Origin of the sequence: Candidatus Competibacter phosphatis (assembly GCF_012939995.1) — a bacterium.
Classification (GTDB): domain Bacteria; phylum Pseudomonadota; class Gammaproteobacteria; order Competibacterales; family Competibacteraceae; genus Competibacter; species Competibacter phosphatis.
Genome location: NZ_SPMZ01000001.1, coordinates 1 through 22,730 on the forward strand (window position 1 = coordinate 1; position 22,730 = coordinate 22,730).

Here is a 22,730-nt window from a genome sequence, read left to right on the forward strand (position 1 = left end):
GATGGTGTCGGAGGAAATGCACCTCAATCGCTTCCTGGACGAACGACCGGCATCGAGGCGCTGGAAACCGATCTCGGCGAGTACATCACTCCAACTGGATCATGAAACGCCCTCGCACATCATCGTGCCGGCCATTCACAAGAACCGCGATCAGATCGCGCGACTGTTTCACGACAAGATTCCCAATACGCCGTATACCGAAGTAGTCGAGGAACTCAACGCCATCGCCCGCAAGATCTTGCGTGAAAAGTTTTTCGCGGGTGAAGTCGGGGTCAGCGGGGTCAATTTCGCGGTGGCCGAAACCGGTACGCTGTGCCTGGTGGAAAACGAGGGTAACGGCCGCATGTGCACCACCGCGCCGCCGGTACACATCGCGGTCATGGGTTTGGAAAAGGTGGTGGAGCGCCTGGAGGACGTGCCGCCGCTGCTGCGCCTGCTCACCGGATCGGCCACCGGCCAATTGATCACCACTTATTTCAATATGATCACTTCGCCGCGCAAGCCGGACGAGAAGGACGGCCCCAAGGAAGTCCATCTGGTCCTGCTCGACAACGGGCGTACCGAAATCTGGGCCGATCCCGAACGGCGGCAAACCTTGAAATGCATCCGTTGCGGCACCTGCCTGAATCATTGCCCGGTCTATACCCGCCTCGGCGGTCATGCCTATGGCTACGTCTACCCCGGTCCCATCGGTTCGATCCTGACCCCGCAACTGGAGGGACTGGAAAACGCCGGCGCGATGGCCACCGCCTCCACCTTTTGCGGGGCTTGCGAGGAAGTTTGTCCGGTCAAGATTCCCATCGTCGATATCCTGCGTCGCCTCCGCACCGAGTCCTACAACCAGGCGGATTCGTCGAACGCCGTCAAGGGTCACGGCTACAAGGTCAACGTGGCGGAGAGCCTGACTTGGAAGGGTTGGGCATTCAGCAACGCAACGCCCTGGGTCAATGCCCTGAACGCCAAGCTGTTGGGCCTGCTCGGTCCGCAACTGCCCAAGCTGCCGGGGCCGGATATCGTGAAAAAGTGGACCCAATCCAGGGCCTTGCCTGAGTTCGCCAGCAAGAGCCTGCATGTGCTGGCCAAAGAGAAGGGGCTGAACGATGAGTGACGCGCGCGCCAACATCCTCGCCAGACTGCGGGCGACAACGGCGCAAGACGCCGTGGCCACGACCGAATCCGTCGCGCCGCCCGAAATGGAACTGAGCCGCGCCGACCAGGTGGCGCGGCTCAAGCAACTGCTGGAAGCCATGCACGCCGAGGTGCACATCACCGACAGCGGCAATTGGACCAGCATTCTCAAGGAAGTGTTGCGCAAGCGCTCGGCGAACGGCTTGCTGTACAGCCCAACCACCGCCATCGGGATCACCTTGGAAGAAACCTGGGAAAGCGATTTGCCACCGCTGGTCGGCTATACCGAGGCGGTGGAGCAGTGTAAGGAACGACTGTTCGCCATCGACGCGGGCATCACCTCGACCCAGGGTGGGCTTGCCGACGTGGGTGCCTTGGTTCTGTGGCCGGACGTGCATGAACCGCGCTTGCTGTCACTGGCGCCGGCGGTGCATATCGCGGTGTTGGAAGCGACCAAGATTCACGGCTCCCTAGCCGAAGCCATGCGCCGGGAGCATTGGGCCGAGGGAATGCCGACCAACGCCTTGTTGATTTCCGGCCCGTCCAAGACCGCCGATATCGAATTAGTGCTGACCTTCGGCGTGCATGGCCCCAAGGAGTTGATCGTGCTGATTCTGGACGATGAGAGAGGCTAAGACGCACATGCCACCAACAGCCTACGAGCAGCTTCACCGCGACCTGCAACAATTCATCCCGGCGGCACGCCTGATCGGCGACCCGCTGCGCACACTCGCTTACGGCACCGACGCCAGCCTGTACCGCCTGATTCCCAAGCTGGTGGTGCGGGTGGACAGCGAAGACGAGATGCGCCGCATCCTGGCCTTGGCGCACCGGCACGAAACGCCGGTGACCTTCCGCGCCGCCGGCACCAGCCTGTCCGGTCAAGCCGTCACCGACTCGGTGTTGCTGCAACTGGGCGACGGCTGGCGAAGCTGGCGGATTGGCGAACATGCGGCCACGATCAGCTTGCAACCGGGCATCGTCGGCGGCCACGCTAACCGCTATCTGGCGCCCTATCGGCGCAAGATCGGGCCGGACCCCGCGTCGATCAACAGCTGCCAGATTGGCGGTATCGCGGCGAACAACGCCAGCGGCATGTGTTGCGGCACCGCCCAGAACAGCTACCAGACGCTGAAAAGTATGCGAGTGATGCTGGCCGATGGCACCGTATTGGACACTGGGGATTCCGCCAGTCGTGAAGCGTTCGAGGGCAGTCACGACGATCTACTCGCCCAACTGGCCGAACTCGGGCGGCGCACCCGCGCCGATACGACACTGGCCGGACGCATCCGCGACAAATTCAAGATCAAGAACACCTGCGGTTACAGTCTCAACGCCCTGGTGGATTACGAAGACCCCTTCGAAATCCTCCAACATTTGATGATCGGTTCCGAGGGCACGCTGGGCTTCATCGCCGAGATCACCTATCGCACAGTCGAGGAACATACCCATAAAGCCACGGTGCTGATGATTTTCCCCGACATCAAAACCGCTTGCGAAGCGGTGGCGATGCTGAAAAGTCAGCCGGTGGCGGCGGTGGAATTGATGGACCGCGCCTCGTTGCGTTCGGTCGAACATAAGCCGGGCATGCCATCCTATTTCAAGGAACTATCGGAAACCGCCGCCGCGCTGCTGGTGGAAACGCGGGCGCTGGACTCGACGACTCTCAAGGCACAGGTCGAAACCATCGCCGCCGCCCTCGCCGCCACGCCAACCCTGCTCCCGTTCCAATTCACCGACCGACCGGAAGAATTTACGCAACTGTGGGCGATCCGTCAGGGCCTGTTCCCCTCGGTTGGTTCGGCGCGGGCGACCGGCACCACCGTCATCATCGAGGATGTCGCCGTTCCCGTACCTCAACTGGCGGCGATGACCCTGGATTTGCAAGACCTGTTCGATCAGCATGGCTATACCGGCTCGATCATCTTCGGCCATGCGCTCGAAGGTAACTTGCATTTCGTCATCACTCCCGACTTTGCCAAGCCGGCCGAAACCGAACGCTACAAGAACTTCATGGACGACGTATGCCACATGATCGTGGATCGATACGACGGTTCGCTGAAAGCCGAACACGGCACCGGCCGTAATATCGCCCCGTTCGTCGAGTTGGAATGGGGGCGGCAAGCCCATCGGTTGATGTGGGAAATCAAGACGCTGTTCGATCCGCATCACCTGCTGAATCCCGGTGTCATCCTCAACGACGACCCGGAAGCTCATCTGAAAAACATCAAGCCGATGGCCGCCGTCGATCCGTTGGTGGATAAATGTATCGAGTGCGGCTTTTGCGAGCCGAACTGTCCCTCTCGCGCCCTGACCCTATCACCACGCCAGCGCATCGTTGGTTTGCGCGAAATGGCGCGCTTGCAAGCCGCTGGCGAAGAAAGCAACCGGCTGCAAGCCATCACTGAGTCGTATGCTTATCAGGGCTTGGAGACCTGCGCCGCCGACAGCCTATGCTCGCTGACCTGCCCGGTCGGCATCAACACCGGCACGATGATGTTGAAGAAGCGTAGTCAACAACGCGGTCAAACCGCGCAGCGGATCGGCAACTGGGTCGCCAAGCACTTCTCCGGCGTCATCACGGCCACGCGTTTCAACCTCGCCGCCGCCAACCTCTCGCACACGGTCTTTGGCTCCACGCTGCAAGGCGGTGTGACCGGGGCGGCGCGTAAACTGTCCGGGAATCGGCTGCCGCTGTGGAACCGCTATATGCCCTCCGCCGGCGCGATGCCCAAGCCGGAAACGAACGCCGTGCCCGACCGCCCGCGTGTGGTCTATTTCCCTAGTTGCGCCAGTCGTACCATGGGGCCGGCCAAGGGCGATCCTGAATTGGATGCCTTGCCGGTGAAGACCGCTGCTCTGCTGCGCAAGGCTGGCTTCGAGGTGGTTCTGCCCGAGGACAGCGGTTCACTGTGTTGCGGCCAGCCCTTCGAAAGTAAAGGCTTGCCGGAACAGGCCGATGCCAAACGACGGGAAGTCGAGCAAGCCCTGCTCAAGGCCAGTCGCAATGGACAAGACCCGATCGTGTTCGATACCACACCCTGCACCTTGCGGGTCAAGAAAAATCAGGCAGAAACCCCGCTCAAGCTGTACGACATCACGGAATTTCTCCACGACGTCGTGCTGGAGCGCTTGACGATCCACAAGCGGCCGGAAACGGTCGCCATTCATCCCACTTGCAGCAACATCAACATGGGCTTGCAGGCCAAGCTCAAAGCCATCGCCGAAACCTGCGTGGAAAAAGTCATCGTCCCCGACCGGATTTCCTGCTGCGGCTGGGCCGGGGACAAGGGGTTCACTCACCCCGAGTTGAATGCCAGCGCCTTGCGGGATTTGAAAGCGGCGCTGCCGGAGGACTGCACGTCCGGGTATTCCACCAGCCGCACCTGCGAAATCGGCCTGTCCTTGCACAGCGGACGCTTCTACCGCTCCATCGTCTATCTGGTGGATCGCTGCTCACAACCCAACACGGGCTGATTCTCTGGCTGATTCAATCGATTCCAGGGACACCCGCCGAGGCGCGCAAGACGATCAGCCACTAGGGATGGAAGGTTGATTCTTGGGGTTGATCCGTCCGCTCGTGTCGGTTGTCAGCTTGGAGCGGTCGGTTTTCACCTGCTCGTCGAGCTGTTTGATCGCTTCGGTAAACTCGGCGGCCCACCCCTTGGTTTCGTCGTTGACGATGCCGAGCGCCTTTTTGTGAAATTGCCAAATCTGCTCCAGCAGCATTGTTGCTTGTTCTGGCGTGGGTTCGGGGTTGCCCCAGCTCAGCTTGTGGCGTTCCACTTCGAAGTGGAACGCTTCCAGTGCTTCGATCAGTTGACGGGCGGTGAGCAGGTATCGAATCCAGCCGTTGGTGAAGCCGTAAAACCGATCCAGTAGGATCAGGGTGGCGGCCACGCCCAAGGCGACGGCTGCCCACAGTGGATGGAGCGCCTTTTGCGAGCCGACGATATCGTTGATCATCGGCAATAGACCGGCGAAAGCGGTGAGCAGGATGGCGCTCAGCCGGAAGATGCGGCAGAAATGACGCCTCAGTTGCCGCTTGCGGAAATACCAGTCGATGGATTGCTGCGCTTGGTTTTTGGCGTAGGTACAGAGTTGATCGAGCGGTTCCGCCAGTTTCTCCGCTTCCCAATGCAAGGCAGGAAAGTCCCCTGATTTCAGATCCCTGGCCACTGCGTTACCTCCGTTATTTCTTGGAGCCGATGAATTGCTCGATCGGCTTGCCGACTTGTTTCATCTCGTCCGCATGATGCGCGCCTTCGGCCCAATAGACGACGCCGGATTCGATATCCCACAAAGCGGACAGGCCACAAGTGTTCCAATCCGTTTCTGTCCAATCATCGAAAGGTTTCAACCAGAGTTCTGGCCGGGGCATGAGGGCATGGATGTGTGGAACGCTGAGAAGGTCAAGAAAATTCTGGCCTTGCTTCTTGAACCATTCTTCTGAGCCAAAAAGAAAGTACGCCAAGATGCCCAGTGCACGGTAGCGACGGTCGGAGCGCCACTTTGGGCAATCGCGGCGGAGTCGGCCCAACGGAATGTGGGTCAATGGAAAAACCAGATCGTAGTTTTTATCGATGAGGCGCTGGGACCAGTGCTGTTTAGGACTCTCTCTATGAACCTCGGCAGTCACTGGATCAACATCCCACTCGATCCAGCCAGGTGCAACCAGCCAGCCGTCTCCTGCCCGGCCTTTCAACCCACAAATGCCCAAAGCAGGAAAACTCTGACTAAGATTATCGGCGAAGGCTTCGGGGAGAAGATGAAGTGCCAGCGATAATTCCCAACAGACATATACATCAGTTGATGCAAAAGCGCGGTCGGGGTTCGGGGCAGGATTGAGGTCGCGATCAAAAATCTAAGCGAAGGACAGGATCGAGATCAAGGTAGGAATTATTGTCATGAAGCAAGGCGGTGATTCGGGCAGGGTTAAGAGTACGGGTTATGGTGCGAGCGAGAGTGAGCGCAAGGGCACGATCAAGGGTGCGGTCGCGATTGAGGTTAGATGCATGTTTGGAAATAAGGCTGAGGGTGTTGATGGTGTGAAATATACCGCTGCCAGCTTGTTGGAATTGATCATTGAAAATAACCATTTCTTGGATCAGCAAAGCCGTGAGCCATTGTCCATGCCACGCCACCGAACGGTCAGTTATTTCAAGTTTCCATCTGGACAATTGCGGTGTAATCGGTGCCTTGGGATGCAAAGCAGCATCAATGCCCAATACTGAAAGCAAACCTGAAGCAATTTGTAATGAATACTGGTTCAACAGCCTTTGAAGATAGTCACACCATCGTTGAAATACGCCTTCGAACAAACTAGGCCAGTCTTGAATATCCTCTCGTAATATGGCTGTTTTACGATCGACCGTCAAACGTGGAGCGGCAGCACCACGCAAGTCCACCCAAAGCCATGTACCAATCCAAGCATGTGCTAACTGCATTTTCATGCACACCATCATGTCATCTACAGCGATCCCTCTGACGGTGAGCCGATTTCTTGGATTATCATCAGTCATCAAGCGGTTTACTAATGTTGTTTCAACCAACGCAGCTAACTCATGCGCTCGCACCAGAGAACTATCTAGTGGTGGATCAAGCGGCAATGGCGGATCGCTAGCTGGGAGATGATATGGAAACATGAGCCGGATGCGCGTACCGGTAGCTTGATCACTCTGATTATCTTCCCAATCGAGATATTCCCAGCGTGGGTGACCCAAGGCTGAAGCGGGAAAATCCCACTCCGCTGCTTTTTTTTGTAACTACTTCAATCGCAATAGGCGCTAGAACATCTCCATGAAAACGGTCATCCAAGCAGACTGATTGATCAGCGTGGTTTTCGAGATGAAACAGAATGGGAAACAGGGGCCAGATGACATAGCGGCCGATGATCCACAGTGGGTCAATCCGCTTTTGTTGTTCGAATATCTGCCTTTCTTCTTCAGGTTCGCCATGTTGTGCTGAGTAATCGAAATGCCCTTTCAGCCAGCGAATCGCCCGTTCATGATCATGATCAAGCTGGAACGGTTGCTTGAGATAAAGCGTGATCTCCGTTCCCTGTCGCTCAAGGGTGCCGGGCGATAGCCAGAACAAGCTGCCTGAGCCGGAGAGGCGAACATCGTAAGCGGCGCGCACTCCATGGTTCGCTTGACCCGGATGGGTACGAATCCGTATTTCATCGGCCAGCATAAAGCAGGACAGAAAGCCAATGCCAAACTGGGAAATCGGCGAAACGATGAAACCATGTTCACGCAGAATTTGCTGCTCGCGCTCGTATTCAGAGGAGCGGTAATAGCTCTTGCCCAGCTTGGTGAAATAGCGCTCCAGCACCTCACGGGTCATCCCGCAACCGCTGTCTGACACGCGGATATACTCCCGATCGGTGGCGGAATCCTGGCCCCATGTCACCCTGACTTGCAACGCTTCGTCGGAACGCAAGGCATCGGTTGGCTCCACGCGCGCATCCGGGTCTTTCGCCAGGACCTTGAGGCGCAGATCGCGCATCTGGAGCGCATCGAGAGCATTCTGGAGCAACTCGCGCAGACACAGGGCCGGATCGGCGTATAGCGATTCGCCCATCAGCAATTGCTGGATTTCGTGCTGATCCAGTTCGAATTGAAGATCGTGGAAAATATAGACAGGGTGGCCTTGGTCATCGAGAGCGGCGCGTATTTGCGGCTGCACGAATTCGGGCAGGCAGATTTGGTAATGGTCGCCCTTGCTGCTCAAGAATCTCCGTTGCCAGTTCAACTCTTCCTTCACGCTTTGAATTTCGCGATCAATCACGTTGACAAAGTCGTGAATGGACTTTTCATAAATAGGATGCTCGCACGCATCGGCCTCGTAGGTGAGCGTATCGTCATCGAAGCTCCAGCCGGTTATCGCCATGTGCTTGTTCCATTCCAGGATGCTCACAGCGTTTTCGATACCGAAATGTTTATAGAGAATACCCGGCGCGCGGCTGGCGTCGAAATCCATGATGTCGGCTAAACGCACCAGCAAACCAGGGAAGGCGACATTCACACGCTCGCCACCCGCTAGTCGACAAAAGCGATCCGGCTTGTCACTTCCAACGAGCGTCTCTCGAAGCCAAGACACCCGTTGCCCATGACTGACGCCAATTTGCGCGAGATAGCGTTTGAAATCGAAATGGCCGTAGTGAAACAGCGTTTGGTTCTTGGCCTCTTCTTCCAGCCGCGTCAACCAGTGCAGGATAGGATCGATTTTGTCAGCGTGGCGCTTGCGGATGAATTCCGCCAGAAGATGACCTTCGAGATAGCTGATGCGACGACTGGCCTCACTCGCGCGGACCGGTTCACTGTCGCGAATCTTCTTCCAGCGTTCGATTTGGCGCTGTTCTTCCGGGTAGGCATCGCAATGCCGGCGCCATTCCTGATTTTCCGGTGTGCCCGTGGTTTCCTGGTATTTCTTCACGTCCTCGTCGAGCATCACCATGCCGAGATCGTGGGTGAACGCAGCCAGAATGCACAACGCACATTCCAACGGCGTCAATGCTCGTAGTGTTTCCTCCGGCAATAACTCCTCCATGATCGACAGCACATTGAACAGATGTGTACCATTATGGAGGGTGTATTGCGGCAAGCGGTGAACAATCTGGTCGCTGATAATCTGCGCGTGATCGACCACCCAGCGAACATTTCCGGCCAGTTGGTGACGAGCAGTAGCGTCGTTGGTTTCCGCCTTGTTCAGTTGGTCGAACAGCTTCGATTCGTCGAGTCCTGATAGTTTTTTCATGAAGCTCCCTGAATAAGTCGCGGCCTTGCCGGTCAAGTCCTGCCTTTGATGCCCCGATCTTCATACAACACCCAGGCACTGGGATGTTTTTCCAAACCAATATGCGGATAGTAACTGGCGGCATTGGGCGCGGCGAGCAGGATCAACTTGCACTTTGGTCCCAGCAATGCCCTGGTTTGCCGGATCAGTTCCCGACCGATGCCTTGTCCTTGAAAATGGGCATCGACCGCAAGATCGGAGAGATAGCAGCAATAGCTGAAATCGGTGACGGAACGCGCGACTCCCACCAGCCGCTCTCCTTTCCATGCGGTCACGGTCAGATCCGCGTTGGCAAGCATCGCCGCGATGCACTCGGGATCATCGACCGGCCGCCGTTCGGCCAGAGTCGAGCGCCGCAACACATCGACAAACTCATCGGTTCGTAACGCGCGGGAAGTCGAATAGTCGATCATGATCTGTGACTCTACTTCAATGAGGATCGCATCGTGCGGCAATGAAAAATCATCGCCCTTGCCGGATCGAAATCAACGGCGACGATACCGGCCAAGACGCCGCTCCAGCCACCCGAACAACCGCGCCAATCCGAAACACAGCAGAAAATACAGCGCCGCCACTGTCAGCCAGACTTCGAACACTCGCCCCGAAGACACGGCCAATTCCGTGCCGGTGAAGGTCAGTTCCTGAATGGAAATCAGCGAAATCAGCGACGAATCCTTGATCAGCGCGATGAACTGCCCGGCCAGCGCCGGGACCATCTTCTGCACCGCCTGTGGCAACACCACCTCGCCCATCACCTGACCGGCATGCAGCCCCAACGCCCGTGCCGCTTCCCACTGTCCCTTGGGCACCGCCTCGATACCGGCCCGAACGATTTCAGTAACGTAGGCACCCTCGAACAGCGCCAAGCAGATCAACCCGGACAGGAAATTCGGTAGCAACTCCAGCGGCCCGAATAGCCAAGTCAGCACCCGCAAGGTCTCCGGCGTGGCCCCGGCAATCCGGTTCTCGATATCCAGCAAGGGCAACAACTGACTGCTGATGAAAAAAATAGAAGATAAAGATGAACACCAACGGCGGGATATTGCGAATCAGTCCGACATAACTCCAGCCGAGCAGCCGAAAAAACAGAACGTGGGTCACCCGGCACACACCCATCGCGCCACCGATCAGCGCCGCCAGCACCCCGCCCCACAACGCCAGTCGCACCGTCGCCAGAAAACCCTGGCCCAGCAGGTTCAGCACCCAGTCGCCTTGCTCGGCGTCGTAGCGGATGAAATAGCCGGGAATCAGCCGCCAGTCCCAGTTGTAATGAAAATGGCTTTGCGCCCGGTACACCACGTAGCCGATCAGCCCAAACACCACGGCCAGCACCAGCGCATCCAGCCAGCCAAAACGAAGTTTGGGCGGAGACACGATTCAACCGCGCCCGGCGCCATGCACCGGCAGGCGGCGTTCCAGCCAACTGACCAGCAGCGACAGGCTCACGGTCAGCGCCAGATACAGCGCCGCCACGGTGAACCACAGTTCGAAGGTCATGAAAGTATCGGCGATCAGGTTACGACCCTCGGTGGTCAGGTCGGCCACCGCGATCACGCTGACTAGCGCCGAATGCTTGATCAGCGACACTGCTAATCCGGTCAGTGGCGGCAGCATCAGACGAACGGCCTGCGGCAGGATCACGCAACGGTAAACCGCATACGGCGACAGTCCGAGTGCTCGCCCGGCCTCCCACTGGCCGCGCGGGATGGCCTCGATACCGGCACGGAAGATTTCCGCCGCGAATGCACCCTCGAAAATCGCCAGCGCCAGCACCGCCGCCGCGAATCGGTCCATGTCCAGGATCGGCGCCAACACGAAATAAACCAGATAGAGCTGCACCAGCATCGGGGTGTTGCGGACGATCTCCACGTAGACCCGCGCCACCGCATGCCCGGCCCAGGAAGTCGAGCGCTGCAACAACGCCGCCGACAATCCGAACGCCACCGTCAGCAACAGGCTCCAGCCGGTTAGTTCCAGCGTCACCCCCAAGCCGCGCAGTAGCGGACCGGGATAGAATACGCCGTCCTCGAAGCGGTAGAGATATTGCGGCACCCGGTACCACTGCCAGTTGTAATGCAGGGTATCCGCGCCCTCGACCACGAGCCAGCCCAACCCAGCCAGCACGGCCAGAAAGATCAGACTATCGAACGCCGGCCGCCAGCGCCGCCAGTTCGACACAGAGGTTTTACTCATGATGCCCACAGGATAACCATCCCGGTCGCCGCTGTCTCGATCGGGTGGAACCTCACGTCCCACTGATACGCCGGTTGCCCGAACCAGGCATGTCCGCTACCTTTCCCGACAAAGTAGAGCCTTGACCTTGGGGAGGTATTCCATGAACAACCGTCCGTTCATCGCGTTGGCCGCTGTGTTGCTGGCGCTGACCCTGCTCCTGCCACCGCTGGCCCGTGCTCAAAACACCAGCCAGCAACTCGCCGCCAGCAGCGTACTGGAAACCGTCAAAAAGCGCGGAGCGATCAGGATCGGCATGTCCACCTTCGTCCCTTGGGCGATGCGCGACAAGAACGGCGAGCTGGTCGGCTACGAAATCGACGTGGCGAAACGGCTGGCCGAGGACATGGGCGTGAAGGCCGAGTTCGTGCCCACCGCTTGGGATGGCATCATCCCGGCGCTTCTGGCCGGCAAGTTCGACGTGATCGTCGCCGGAATGTCGATCACCCCGGCCCGTAATCTGACCGTCAATTTCACCCTGCCCTACGCCAATTCCGGCGTCCATCTGGTGGCCCACCGGAAACTGGCGGCTGGTTTCTCGACACTGGAGGATTTCAACAAACCAGAAGTGGTGTTGGCGGTACGACGCGGCGCGACACCGGCCACCGCCGCCAAGCGGCTGATGCCCAAGGCCACGCTACGCCAGTTCGACGAAGACGCGCTGGCCTTGCAAGAAGTCTTGAACGGCAAGGCGCACGCCTTCGTCACCAGCACCCCGACACCGGCGTTCGAGGCGCTGAAACATCCCGACACATTGTTCCTGCCGATCCCCGAACCGTTCGTGCAGGGCGCCGAGGGTTTCGCGTTGCGCAAGGGCGATCCCGATGCCCTGAACTTTTTCAACAACTGGATCATGCTGCGCCAGCAGGACGGCTGGCTGAAGGAGCGGCACGATTACTGGTTCAAGACTCGCGACTGGGCCAGCCAAGTCGTCGAATGATCCGGCTCCGGGCAGCCTCCCGGCCACCCGTCCGAAACCTACCAGTAATTTTCCACCGCCAGATTGCCCGGTTTGCCGCGCAGGCTCAGGGTCAGGCCGCGCCCGGTCAACAGGTCGCGGGTTTCCTGCACCATATCGGGGTTACCGCAGATCATGACCCGGGAACGCTCCTGGTCGATCGGCAAACCGACATGTGCTTCCAGCTCACCATTGCTCAGCAAATGGGTGATGCGACCGTTGAGCGCAGAGCGAGCGGCCTGATCGCGGGTCACCACCTGCACATATTTCAACTTGTGGGCATGTTCGGCAAACAGTTCGTTCTCCTGGAACGAATGGATGAACTCCTCATAGGCCAGTTCGTGGCGGTAGCGCACGCTGTGGACCAGCACGATATTTTCGTACTGCTCCCAGGGATCGAACTCCTGCAGGATGGACAGGAACGGCGCCAACCCGGTGCCGGTGGACAGCAGCCACAGATCCCGGCCGCACTCGAAGCGGTCGGTGGTCAAATAGCCGTAGTTGCGCTTTTCCACCAAAACCGGATCGCCGACCTTCAATTGCGATAGCCGCGAAGTGAACGCGCCGTCGGACACGACGATGGAGTAGAACTCCAGGAAATCGTCGTAGGGCGCTGAGCAGATCGAATACGCCCGCCAAACCAGATCACCGTTGTCATCCTCGACGCCCAGCCGGGCGAACTGGCCGGCGATGAAGCGATAGGATTGGCTGCGGGTGGTCTTGAAGGAAAACAGATTGGATGCCCAGGTACGAATTTCCGTAATCGTCTCCACGGTATACTTGTCACTGGCCTTCATCGGGGTCGATCCTGTCGGGGTTGAGCGGATAGGAGCCGCAGTCGGGGAGCGCATCGGATTCCCTAGTGTTTCGCTAGGTCTTGGACGGCAAGATTAAGGCAGAATTATCCAATCAAAAAGAAATATAAATTTATTTATTTATAACTAAATTTATATTTCTCGATTCGCCGGGAAACCCCAAACCACCAGTTGCATGGCCTGATGGAAGCTCGCAGAATCGTACGCTCGAACCGGCCGGCACGACTCGATCCTCCGCCCCGACTCCGGCAACCGCCACGCCCCCCGGCAAACCACTCGGCGGAACATCCGACTGGCCCGATCTCGCTGCGTGGCGCCCGCAACCCGAGCAGTATCCCGGTATGAACGTTCGTTCCGCTCTCCTCTCTGACCTGCGAGGCAGCCTGATCGCCGCCGCCGTGGTGCTGCCGCAGGCCACCGCCTTCGGGGTGACCGTGTTCGCACCCTACCTCGGCACCGCGCCGGGCGCGCTGGCCGGTCTGTTCGGCGCCATCGGCCTGCTGCTGATCTCCGGCGCCGGTGGCGGCACGGTGGGCCTGATCAGCGGGCCGACCGGCGCCAGCATGGCCTTGCTGGGCGGCACGGCGATGCTGCTCACCACCGCCGGTCTCCCACAGGACCGCATCGCATCGGCCCTGTTTGCCGTCACCGTGTGCGCCGGACTGCTCCAACTGCTGATCGCCCTGGCTGGCGGCGGGCGGTTGATGAAATTCATCCCGTACCCGGTCATCGCCGGCCTGACCACCGGCACCGGCCTGTTGCTGATCTTGTCGCAAATCAAACCGCTGCTCGGCATCAGCTACGGCGGCCTGTGGACCCAATGGTCCTGGTTGCCGATGGTCACCACGGTGGTGGCGTTCTGCGCCGTTCGCTACGCGCCTCACTACCTGCCAGACGTTCCCGGCCCCATCGTCGGCCTGTTCGGCGGCACCGCCTTCTATCAAATCGTCCTGTACATCGCCAACCCGCCGACCGTACCGAAACACTGGGTCATCGGCACCTTGCCCAAGCTGTCGGAATTCCACTTGGCCATCGATCAATTCGCGGCTTGGCCCTCCTTACCCTGGCCGCTGATCCTGCACGCCGCCTTCGCCCTGGCGGTGCTGTCGTCGCTCAACACCCTGCTGACCTCGATGCTGGCCGACACCGCCACCGGCCTGCGCCATAACGCCCGCCGCGAACTGCTGGCCCAAAGCATCGGCCAGATCGTCGTCGGCCTGACTGGGGGCATGGCCGGCGCGGCCAGCGTGGGCGGCACCACCACCGCCATCCGCGCCGGCGCCCGCCGCTGGGCCGCGCTGGCCGCTGGCCTGCTGCTGCTGACGATACTGTCCTTCGCCGGCCCGCTCGGCCAATGGCTGCCGACCAGTGCGCTGGCCGGCATCATCATCGCCTCGGCGCTCAACCTGGTGGAGCGGGACATCGTGGCCTGGGCTCGCCGTCGCCGCACCCGTCTGGACGCGGCGGTCGCCTTGCTGGTCGCCGGCATCACCGTCGGCTACGACCTGATGATGGCGGTACTGGCGGGCTTGGCCATCGCCATCCTGCTGTTCATCCGCCAACAAAGCCGTCTGCCGATCGTCCACCGACGCACGACCGCCATCGAGCGCCCCTCGGTGCGACAACGGCCGGCCGAACAGGCCGCGTTGCTGGCCCGCCACGGCGATCGCATCGTGCTGTACGAACTGCGCGGCAACCTGTTTTTCGCCAAGGCCGATCAATTGTTCGAACAGATGCTGCCGGACATCGACCGGCAAGCCTGGATCATCCTGCACCTGCGCCGGGTGCTGCACATCGACCTCTCCAGCGTGCGCTTGCTGCAACAGATCGCGGCACGCTTGGGCGCCCACGGCGGCGAATTGCTGTTTTGCGAGGTTCACGAGAATCTGGGGCTGGGGCCGTCGGTCGAGCGCACCCTGCGCCGGCTCAGCCTGAGCGATCGGCGGATCAACGTGCGGACCTTCTCCAGCACCGATCAGGCCCTGGAATACGCCGAAAACGCCCTTTTGTTCGCACTGGGATACGCACCGACCGTCCGGGAACGGCGCATCCCCTTGCACGAGATGGATTTATGCCGGGACATGAAGCCGGAGGAAGTCGCCGCCCTGGCGGCGGTGCTACGGCCGCTCGAACTGGCTCGCGGCGAAAATCTGTTCTCGGCCGGCGATTCCGGCGCCGAACTGTACCTGCTCCTGCGGGGCCGGGTGGACATTCGCATCCCCGTGACCGCCGATCGCCATAAGCGGCTGGCCGTTTTCGGACCGGGCACCCTGTTCGGAGAAGTCGCGTTCCTCGACCCCGGCCCGCGCACCGCCGAAGCCACGGCGATGAAGCCCAGCGAACTGCTGGTGCTAAACCGCGCCGATTTCAGCCAACTGCGGGAGACTCATCCAGACGCCGCCGTCGCCCTGCTGCTGGCGCTCGGCCAGATCCAAAGCCGGGCGATGCGTTGGAGCGCCAAGGAAATCCAGCGGCTGATGCAGTGGTGAGGGAAACCCAATGGCAACTGAACCTCCCGCCATTGGGTTAGCCCGACTCAAGGCGATGACCGTTGAGACACATTCATGGTACATGACGACAGTCTGGCGATTGGCGCCCCGGTCTGGTAGGGTACCAACATCAGGGTGGTCCAGAACCGGCTAGGGGCGACGCTCAATGACGCCGTCCTAGCTTGCTTCAGTGTGCCGACAGGGCTCCATGGCTGGGTAAACATGGAAGTTTCGAGCGCCACCCGAGACCGCGAAACCCGGATTTCCGAGGAAGAACGGCCATGCCATATCAGCTGATCGATCCCGCCACCACGGGCCGACCACCAGCCTCGCCGTACCGCGGTCGGGTCTGGGCCCCCCAACGCTACGCAGTCCGCTCCCACTAGGCTTAGACCGCCAACTCCAAACGCCTGGGTTTCCCAGGAGACCCGCCTAATCGTGACGGCGTGTCGGGGTCCCTAACTCCCTGTCCCGCTGCTCCATCCATTAAGCAGGAGAGAACCGGATGTGCGGATTCTGTGGCGAGATTCGCTTCGATAACAATACCATCGACCTCAATGCCCTGGGGGCCATGAGCGCCGCGATGATCCCTCGCGGCCCTGATGGCAACGGTGCTTGGCAGCAGGGGCGGATCGCGCTTGCCCACCGGCGCCTTTCGATCATCGATCTCAGCACCCACGCCGCCCAGCCCATGGTGGACAGCGACTTGGGGCTGACCGTCGCGTTCAACGGCTGTATCTACAACTACAAGGAGTTAAAGGAAGAACTCGAAGGCAAGGGCTACCGCTTCTTCTCCCATGGCGATACCGAGGTCGTACTCAAGGCATTCCATGCCTGGGGCGATGCCTGCGTGGATCGCTTCCACGGGATGTTCGCCTTCGCCGTCGCCGAGCGCGATACGGGACGCCTGACCCTGGCGCGCGATCGGCTGGGCATCAAACCGCTCTATCTCGCCGAGATTCCGGGCGGTTTGCGTTTCGCCTCCACTCTGCCGGCCCTGCTGGCCGGTGCTGGGATCGACACGGACATCAACCCCGTGGCGCTCCATCATTACATGCACTTCCACGCCGTGGTGCCGGCCCCTCACACCATCCTGCGCGGGGTGCGCAAGCTGCCACCCGCGACCATTCGGGTGATCGAGCCTAGGGGTACGGTCCGGGAACGCCGCTATTGGGAACCGGTCTTTCAAACCCCCGAGCAAGAGCGCGGCCTGACCTTCGAGGATTGGCAAGAACGAGTTCTGGCCGCCCTGCGCCGGGCCGTCAAGCGCCGTCTCGTGGCGGATGTGGACGTCGGCGTACTGCTCTCGGGGGGACTCGATTCCAGCCTCATCGTGGGTCTGCTCGCCGAGCAGGGCCAACGGGGCCTCAATACCTTCTCGGTGGGCTTCGAGACCGTGGGCCAGGAGGTCGGCGACGAATTCCAGTACTCCGACATCATTGCCCGCCATTACGACACCAAGCACCACAAGATCCGGGTCAGTTCCGCGGAGCGTCTCCTTCCGGAGCTTCCCAACTGCGTGCGAGCCATGGCCGAGCCCATGGTCAGCCACGATGCGATTGGCTTCTATCTGCTATCCCAGGAGGTCAGCAAACACGTCAAGGTGGTGCAGAGCGGACAGGGCGCGGACGAGGTGTTCGCGGGCTATCACTGGTATCCTCCCATGGTGGGCAGCACCAACCCCGCAGTGGACTACGCACGGGCCTTCTGCGACCGCAGCCACGAGGAGTTCCGTCGCGTCGTCAACCCGCGCTTCCACGGGGCGGACCATAGCCGAGCCTTCATCACCGGCCATTTTGCCCACCCCGGCGCGGACGCCCCCGTGGACAAGGCTCTGCGCATCGATCAACTCGTCATGCTGGTCGACGACCCGGTAAAGCGGGTGGACAACATGACCATGGCCTGGGGCTTGGAGGCGCGAGTACCTTTCCTGGATCACGAGCTGGTGGATCTGGCCGCTCGCATTCCCGATGAGTACAAGCTTTGTGACGAAGGCAAAGGTGTGCTGAAGGCCGTCGGTCGGCGAGTGATCCCGACGGAGATCATCGATAGACCGAAGGGCTACTTCCCCGTTCCGGCGCTCAAGTACCTCCGGGGGGAGGTACTTGAGATGGTGCGCGACCTGGTTCACTCCCAGCGAGCCGAAGAGCGCGGTCTCTTCCAACGGTCGTACGTTGACGAGCTGCTCGCGGCGCCGGACGAACACATCACCCCGTTGCGCGGCTCCAAGCTGTGGCAGGTCGCCTTGCTGGAACTGTGGCTACAGCAGCATGGGATCTGACCCGTCCAATTCCGTCGGCGGAGTGGAATACATGAAAAAACATGCTGATCAGTCGATTGAGCGCAACCACGCCCCCTCGATCGGGAGAAACCACGGACCCCAAGCCGGGCTGAACCTGAGTGAACCCGCCGTGGTGGATTGCGGTTGGGGGCGGTTGTTATTTGGCCAGACCTTCAACGATCTGCGGCAACTGGCTGAAGTACTGCGCGAGGAGCGGCCCGGAAAACGGGATGTGGCGCTTTACCTGAGCGATCCCCATGTGGTTCTCTCCTATGCCCCTCAGGACCTCTTCCTGGACCCTTCCCATACCTTCCGGCTCTGGATCGAGCGCTACCAACCGTCCCGGAGACGACCCAAGGGTTTCCATGTGCGCCTCCTCAACAGCCGCGAGGACGCCAACGCCATCCAGCGGCTCTACGTGGCACGTCGCATGGTCCCACCGGGAGCGGATTTCGTGTGGGACCAGCACGCCTCCCGGGTCCTGATCCACTGGGTCGCGGAAGACGAGCAAAACGGTGCCATCCTGGGCGTGGTGAGCGGTGTGGATCATGTGGCCGCCTTCGGCGATCAGGAGAACGGCACCAGCCTGTGGGCGCTCGCGGTGGATGCCCAAGCCCCCTATCCAGGGATCGGTGAGAATCTGGTACACCAGCTCGTCGAGTTCTTCCAGGCACGGGGACGTGCTTTCGTCGATCTCTCGGTGATGCACGACAACGTCAAGGCCATCAAACTCTATGAGCGACTCGGCTTCCAACGTATCCCGGTCTTCGCCCTGAAAAACAAAAACGCCTACAACGAGCCGCTGTTCCTCGGACCGACGCCCGAGGCCGACCTCAACCCTTACGCGGCCATCATCGTCAACGAGGCTCGTCGGCGCGGTATTGGCATCGAGGTGGTCGACGCGGCCGCGAACTATTTCGCCTTGGTGCTCGGTGGACGGCGCATCGTCTGCCGGGAATCCCTGAGCGAGCTCACCACCGCGATTGCCATGAGCCGCTGTGACGACAAGGTGGTCACCCACCGGGTGCTGCGCCAGGCCGGTTTGCGGGTACCGGAGCAGGCCCGGGTCGAATCCCTGGACCAAGCCGAGGCGTTCCTGTCCCGACTGGAGCGGGTCGTGGTGAAACCCGCCCGCGGCGAACAGGGCGTGGGCATCAGCGTGGATGTGCACGACCCGGAAACCTTGGAGCAGGCCATCCGTGGCGCCCGGCACTACTGTGACACCGTGATCCTCGAAGAGTATGTCGAGGGTGAGGACCTGCGCATCGTGGTCATCAACTTCGAGGTCGTGGCCGCCGCCATCCGCAAACCGGCCCAGGTGATAGGCAACGGCCAGCAGTCGGTGCGCGAACTGGCCGAGGCCAAGAGCCGACGGCGCCGTGCCGCCACCGGCGGTGAGAGCGCCATTCCCATGGATGCCGAAACGGAGCGCTGCATCGCCCTGGCGGGCTATGGCTGGGACTCCATCCTGCCCGAGGGAGAGGTGCTGCAGGTGCGCAAGACCGCCAACCTGCATACCGGCGGCACCATCCACGACGTGACCCCCGAGTTGCACCCGAAACTGGCGGCGGACGCGGTGGCGGCGGCTCGCGCGCTGGAGATCCCGGTCACGGGGCTCGACTTCATCGTGCCGGCGGTTAACGGCCCGGACTATGTCATCATCGAAGCCAACGAGCGCCCCGGGCTTGCCAACCACGAGCCTCAGCCGACCGCCCAGCGCTTCGTCGACCTGCTGTTTCCGATGACCGCCGCCCGGGAGATCGCCAGTTGAAGCTGCCCACCATCGACTCCGACTATCTGATCAGTGTCCTCCTCAAGCTCCTCTCCACACCGAGCCCCTCCGGCTATACGGATCGAGTGGTGCACCTGGTATGCGAGGAACTCGAACGGCTACGGGTTCCCTTCGAACTAACGCGCCGTGGCGCCATCCGCGCGACCTTGAACGGTGCGGTGTCACAACCCGATCGCGCCATCGTGGCCCATGTCGACACACTGGGCGCCATGGTGAAGGGGCTGAAGGACAACGGGCGGTTGCGACTCGTGCCGGTGGGCCACTGGAACTCTCGCTTTGCGGAGGGTGCCCGCGGAACCCTGTTCATGGACATTGGCCAGATGCGGGGGACCATCCTGCCACTCAAGGCTTCCGGCCACACTTTCGCATCGGAGATCGACAACCAGCCTGGCGGTTGGGATCACGTCGAATTCCGCATCGACGCCGTGGTTCACAACCTCAAGGACCTGCTGCGCCTGGGTGTCCATGTGGGCGACTTCATCGCCATCGACACCACGCCGGAGGTGACCGAGACCGGTTTCATCAACTCCCGCCATCTGGACGACAAGGCTGGCGCCGCCGTGCTGCTCACCGCCATCGAGGCGATCAAGCGCCTGGAACTGCCGCTGGCGGTGGATTGCCACCCACTGTTTACGATCTCGGAAGAGGTGGGTTCGGGTGCCTCCGCCGCCCTGCACCAGGACGTGGCCGAGATGCTGACCATCGACAACGGCACCACGGCTCCCGGCCAGAATTCAAGCGAGTTTGGCGTCACGATTTCGATGGCGGACCAGACCGGACCCTTCGACTATCATCTCACCCACCGGATCATCCAGCTCTGCCAGGAGTTCCAGATCCCCCATCAGCGCGATGTGTTTCGCTACTATCGCTCTGATAGCGCGGCCGCCGTCGAGGCGGGTAACGACGTGCGTACCGCCCTGGTGACCTTCGGTATCGACGCCTCCCATGGCTACGAGCGCATTCACATCGATGCCCTGGAAAGCCTGGCGCGTCTGGTGAGCGTTTACATGCAAAGCCCACCGGTCTATGCCCGTGACCGCTACGACATGGGTCCGCGTACTGGTTTCCCGACTCAGCCGGGATGACAAGGGGGCCAGCGACGCCCTGAGACTCGCGCCCAAAGCCACGCCAGTGAAAACAAGCGGATGCTTTGGGTCGGGGTTGATCGTGGTTTTTAGCGGGCTCAGCCGACCTTGAAATACGCCTCGCGCGCTGGCAGTTCAAGGCCGGTCAGCCGCAACGGCAAGGTGCTGTCCGGCGCCACGCTCTCGCTCACCTTGACACGCGCCTCCAGGGCCAGGTCGGGGATCAGCACCACGCCGCGTGGCATCCGCTTTTCCACCAGCACGCCTTCGCCTTGCCAACCGGGATGTTGCTGTAGATAAACCACCGTCCAATGCTCGCGGGACAAGCGTTCGGCCCGTCGTATGCCCCGCGCCGCCACCTCCGCCGCCCCGACTCGTTCGACGATCGCCTGGGCCTCCAATGGATCGCCGCCCCGCAGGAACGCCCGCAACTGCTGGTGCGCGACCAAATCCAGATAACGCCGCAGCGGGCTGGTGACCTGGGCGTACACGTCGAGCCCCAAACCACCGTGCGGGCCGGGTTGGCCGCTGTACTGACGTGGGCGCAGGCTGCGGCGCAGGGCGTACATCGCCGCCAGTCCGGCCGGTTCACGGTCCGCGTCGCCCACCGCCACGTCCTGAGTGGTGAACGGAAACGGCAGTCCGTGCTCCAGCGCGAAGCGGGCCGCCGCTTCGCCGGCCATCAGCATCGCCTCGGTCACCAGCATTCGACTGCGCGAGCGGGGCAGCGGCTTGATGGCCACTTGCCCGTCGGCGACTTGCATCTTCACTTCCGGCAGATCGATGAACACCGCCCGGTTGGCGCGGCGGCGGGTCCGATGGCGCTGGGCCAGTTCGTGCAGAGTACGAAACGGCTCCTCGTCCAGCCGCAACTCCACTTCTTCATAGCTCAGCCGCTGAACTCGCACTCGGCTGGGCGCGATCTCCACGTCGGTGACGACGCCATCGGCATCCAGCGTCAGGCCGAACGACAGCGCCGGCGTGACCTCGCTCAGCCCCAGGCCGAGTCGCGGCACCGCCTCCGCCGGCAGCATCGGCACGATGGTTTCCGGCAGATACAGGGTGGCGCCCCGCTCCCGTGCTTCCCGATCGGCGGGACTGTCCGGTGGCACCAGAGCGGCGGCGTCGGCGATATGCACCCACAAGCGATTGCCGTCCAGGCTGAGCGCATCGTCGGGATCGAGGTTGCCTTCATCGTCGATGGCGTAAGCCGCCAGCCCGGTCAAATCCAGCCGCGGTTCGTCCGGCAGTTCGGGCAGATCCACCGTCGCCACCGCCAGCGGCGCCCCAATCCGTCGAGGATAAGGGTTAACCATGCCATCCCAATACCCCAGGCGCAGCAGCAACCCATGGGCGCTTTCTGGATTCTGGCCACAGTCGAGCGCCTGCAACACTCGGCTCTGCTCGCGCTGGCCCCAGGCCACTTCCTCGATTTCGTGCAGAAACACCGCATCCTCGGCGGCGCAGCGTCCAGCCCGGGCGCGGTTCAGAAATTCGCTCCAGGCTTCGCGTTCGGCCGCTTTCGCCTCGCGCACCGCCCGTTCCCGCGCCACCTCCGCCAGCGGCCGGACCGTGATCGCCTCGGGTGTGCCCTGAAAATACAAACCTTCGTCCAGCAGCCGCCAAGTGGCCCAGGCGGCGGCGGGCGTGTAGGCGCCGTAGACCAGTTCCGCCAGATCGGGCAAGGTGGTTTGCTCGCCCTCCAGCAACTCGCAGGCCGCCTCCACCTCGCCCGGCGGAAGATCCAACTCGCGCAACCCGCGCAACGGTCCGGGATGCAGCGGCAGCACATCCTTGGGGCGCACCCGCAGCGACCGGCCATCCTCCAGTTCGATCTCCAGTTTGTCGCCGAGACTGGCGACGCGGGCCGGACCGTTCTTGTAAAGCACCAAACTATGTTGCGGGATATTCATCGGGCCTCGGGGGATGCGGAGCGAATTGACCTTTCGGCGGCGGATGGGCGAATAAAGTACCAGAATTTATCGCGGCGCCGACCGGAATCCTGGATGACCGGCGGGTTGCGGCGCCATGAGCCTCCATGCATTCCGCCATTGCTTGCGCGGGAATGGCTCGCAAGGACCGAATGCCATTTACTTCGGTTCGCGGTCAAGCGCATAGACCTCATACCCGCACTGCGGTACTATTTTCCGTCG

Annotated in this window: 17 protein-coding genes and 1 pseudogene; 8 read left to right on the forward strand and 10 right to left on the reverse strand. The window is 61.2% G+C overall.

The window, feature by feature from the left end; all coding sequences use genetic code 11:
* The 3 genes and pseudogenes from E4P82_RS00005 to E4P82_RS00015 form a co-directional block, all read left to right on the forward strand.
* Nucleotides 1-1,108 (forward strand): annotated as a pseudogene (locus E4P82_RS00005) (lactate utilization protein B); the annotation flags it as partial.
* Nucleotides 1,101-1,763 (forward strand): LutC/YkgG family protein, encoded by a 663-nt coding sequence (locus E4P82_RS00010; RefSeq protein WP_169246987.1) that lies wholly within the window; start codon nt 1,101-1,103, stop codon nt 1,761-1,763. The pseudogene E4P82_RS00005 and the gene E4P82_RS00010, both read left to right, overlap by 8 nt.
* Nucleotides 1,764-1,770: 7 nt before the next feature.
* The gene (locus E4P82_RS00015; protein ID WP_169246988.1) at nt 1,771-4,605 is read left to right on the forward strand and encodes an FAD-binding and (Fe-S)-binding domain-containing protein; all 2,835 of its coding nucleotides are present in this window, start codon (nt 1,771-1,773) and stop codon (nt 4,603-4,605) included.
* Nucleotides 4,606-4,659: 54 nt separating this feature from the next.
* On the opposite strand, the gene E4P82_RS00020 is transcribed toward E4P82_RS00015, so the two are convergent.
* The 8 genes from E4P82_RS00020 to E4P82_RS00055 form a co-directional block, all read right to left on the reverse strand.
* On the reverse strand, nt 4,660-5,307 hold the full coding sequence (locus E4P82_RS00020; protein ID WP_169246989.1) for an SLATT domain-containing protein: 648 nt from the start codon (nt 5,305-5,307) through the stop codon (nt 4,660-4,662).
* 13 nt (nt 5,308-5,320) lie between these two features.
* On the reverse strand, nt 5,321-5,833 hold the full coding sequence (locus E4P82_RS00025; RefSeq protein ID WP_169246990.1) for a hypothetical protein: 513 nt from the start codon (nt 5,831-5,833) through the stop codon (nt 5,321-5,323).
* Between the two features lie 151 nt (nt 5,834-5,984).
* Entirely contained in the window at nt 5,985-6,851 is an 867-nt protein-coding gene (locus E4P82_RS00030) for a hypothetical protein (RefSeq protein ID WP_169246991.1), read from the reverse strand.
* Nucleotides 6,811-8,922: an HD domain-containing protein gene (locus E4P82_RS00035; RefSeq protein WP_169246992.1), complete on the reverse strand. Its 2,112-nt coding sequence runs from the start codon at nt 8,920-8,922 to the stop codon at nt 6,811-6,813. Before E4P82_RS00035 ends, E4P82_RS00030 begins: the two co-directional genes overlap by 41 nt.
* Nucleotides 8,919-9,338 (reverse strand): GNAT family N-acetyltransferase, encoded by a 420-nt coding sequence (locus E4P82_RS00040; RefSeq protein ID WP_169246993.1) that lies wholly within the window; start codon nt 9,336-9,338, stop codon nt 8,919-8,921. Before E4P82_RS00040 ends, E4P82_RS00035 begins: the two co-directional genes overlap by 4 nt.
* A gap of 72 nt (nt 9,339-9,410) precedes the next feature.
* On the reverse strand, nt 9,411-9,791 hold the full coding sequence (locus E4P82_RS00045; RefSeq protein ID WP_169246994.1) for an amino acid ABC transporter permease: 381 nt from the start codon (nt 9,789-9,791) through the stop codon (nt 9,411-9,413).
* Nucleotides 9,760-10,299 carry a hypothetical protein gene (locus E4P82_RS00050; RefSeq protein WP_169246995.1) on the reverse strand — a complete coding sequence of 180 codons (540 nt, stop codon included), beginning with the start codon at nt 10,297-10,299 and terminating at the stop codon, nt 9,760-9,762. Before E4P82_RS00050 ends, E4P82_RS00045 begins: the two co-directional genes overlap by 32 nt.
* A gap of 3 nt (nt 10,300-10,302) precedes the next feature.
* On the reverse strand, nt 10,303-11,118 hold the full coding sequence (locus tag E4P82_RS00055; protein ID WP_211202974.1) for an amino acid ABC transporter permease: 816 nt from the start codon (nt 11,116-11,118) through the stop codon (nt 10,303-10,305).
* 142 nt (nt 11,119-11,260) lie between these two features.
* On the opposite strand from E4P82_RS00055, the gene E4P82_RS00060 reads away from it, so the two are divergent.
* Nucleotides 11,261-12,097 carry a transporter substrate-binding domain-containing protein gene (locus E4P82_RS00060; protein WP_169246996.1) on the forward strand — a complete coding sequence of 279 codons (837 nt, stop codon included), beginning with the start codon at nt 11,261-11,263 and terminating at the stop codon, nt 12,095-12,097.
* Between the two features lie 38 nt (nt 12,098-12,135).
* Here E4P82_RS00060 and E4P82_RS00065 read toward each other — a convergent pair whose 3' ends face one another.
* Complete coding sequence (locus E4P82_RS00065; RefSeq protein ID WP_169246997.1) at nt 12,136-12,912, reverse strand: ferredoxin--NADP reductase; 777 nt, start codon at nt 12,910-12,912, stop codon at nt 12,136-12,138.
* 359 nt (nt 12,913-13,271) lie between these two features.
* Between E4P82_RS00065 and E4P82_RS00070 the strand changes: the two genes are divergently transcribed.
* The 4 genes from E4P82_RS00070 (at nt 13,272) to E4P82_RS00085 (ending at nt 20,577) form a co-directional block, all read left to right on the forward strand.
* Nucleotides 13,272-15,419: an SLC26A/SulP transporter family protein gene (locus E4P82_RS00070; protein ID WP_169246998.1), complete on the forward strand. Its 2,148-nt coding sequence runs from the start codon at nt 13,272-13,274 to the stop codon at nt 15,417-15,419.
* Between the two features lie 505 nt (nt 15,420-15,924).
* Complete coding sequence (locus E4P82_RS00075; protein ID WP_169246999.1) at nt 15,925-17,700, forward strand: N-acetylglutaminylglutamine amidotransferase; 1,776 nt, start codon at nt 15,925-15,927, stop codon at nt 17,698-17,700.
* A 31-nt stretch (nt 17,701-17,731) separates the two neighbouring features.
* The gene (gene ngg / locus E4P82_RS00080; protein ID WP_169247000.1) at nt 17,732-19,471 is read left to right on the forward strand and encodes an N-acetylglutaminylglutamine synthetase; all 1,740 of its coding nucleotides are present in this window, start codon (nt 17,732-17,734) and stop codon (nt 19,469-19,471) included.
* The gene (locus E4P82_RS00085) at nt 19,468-20,577 is read left to right on the forward strand and encodes an osmoprotectant NAGGN system M42 family peptidase (protein ID WP_169247001.1); all 1,110 of its coding nucleotides are present in this window, start codon (nt 19,468-19,470) and stop codon (nt 20,575-20,577) included. Before ngg ends, E4P82_RS00085 begins: the two co-directional genes overlap by 4 nt.
* A 98-nt stretch (nt 20,578-20,675) precedes the next feature.
* Here the strand turns inward: E4P82_RS00085 and E4P82_RS00090 are convergent, their stop codons facing one another.
* Nucleotides 20,676-22,490, reverse strand: a complete 1,815-nt coding sequence (locus E4P82_RS00090; RefSeq protein WP_169247002.1) for an RNB domain-containing ribonuclease — start codon at nt 22,488-22,490, stop codon at nt 20,676-20,678.
* Nucleotides 22,491-22,730: the final 240 nt, after the last annotated feature.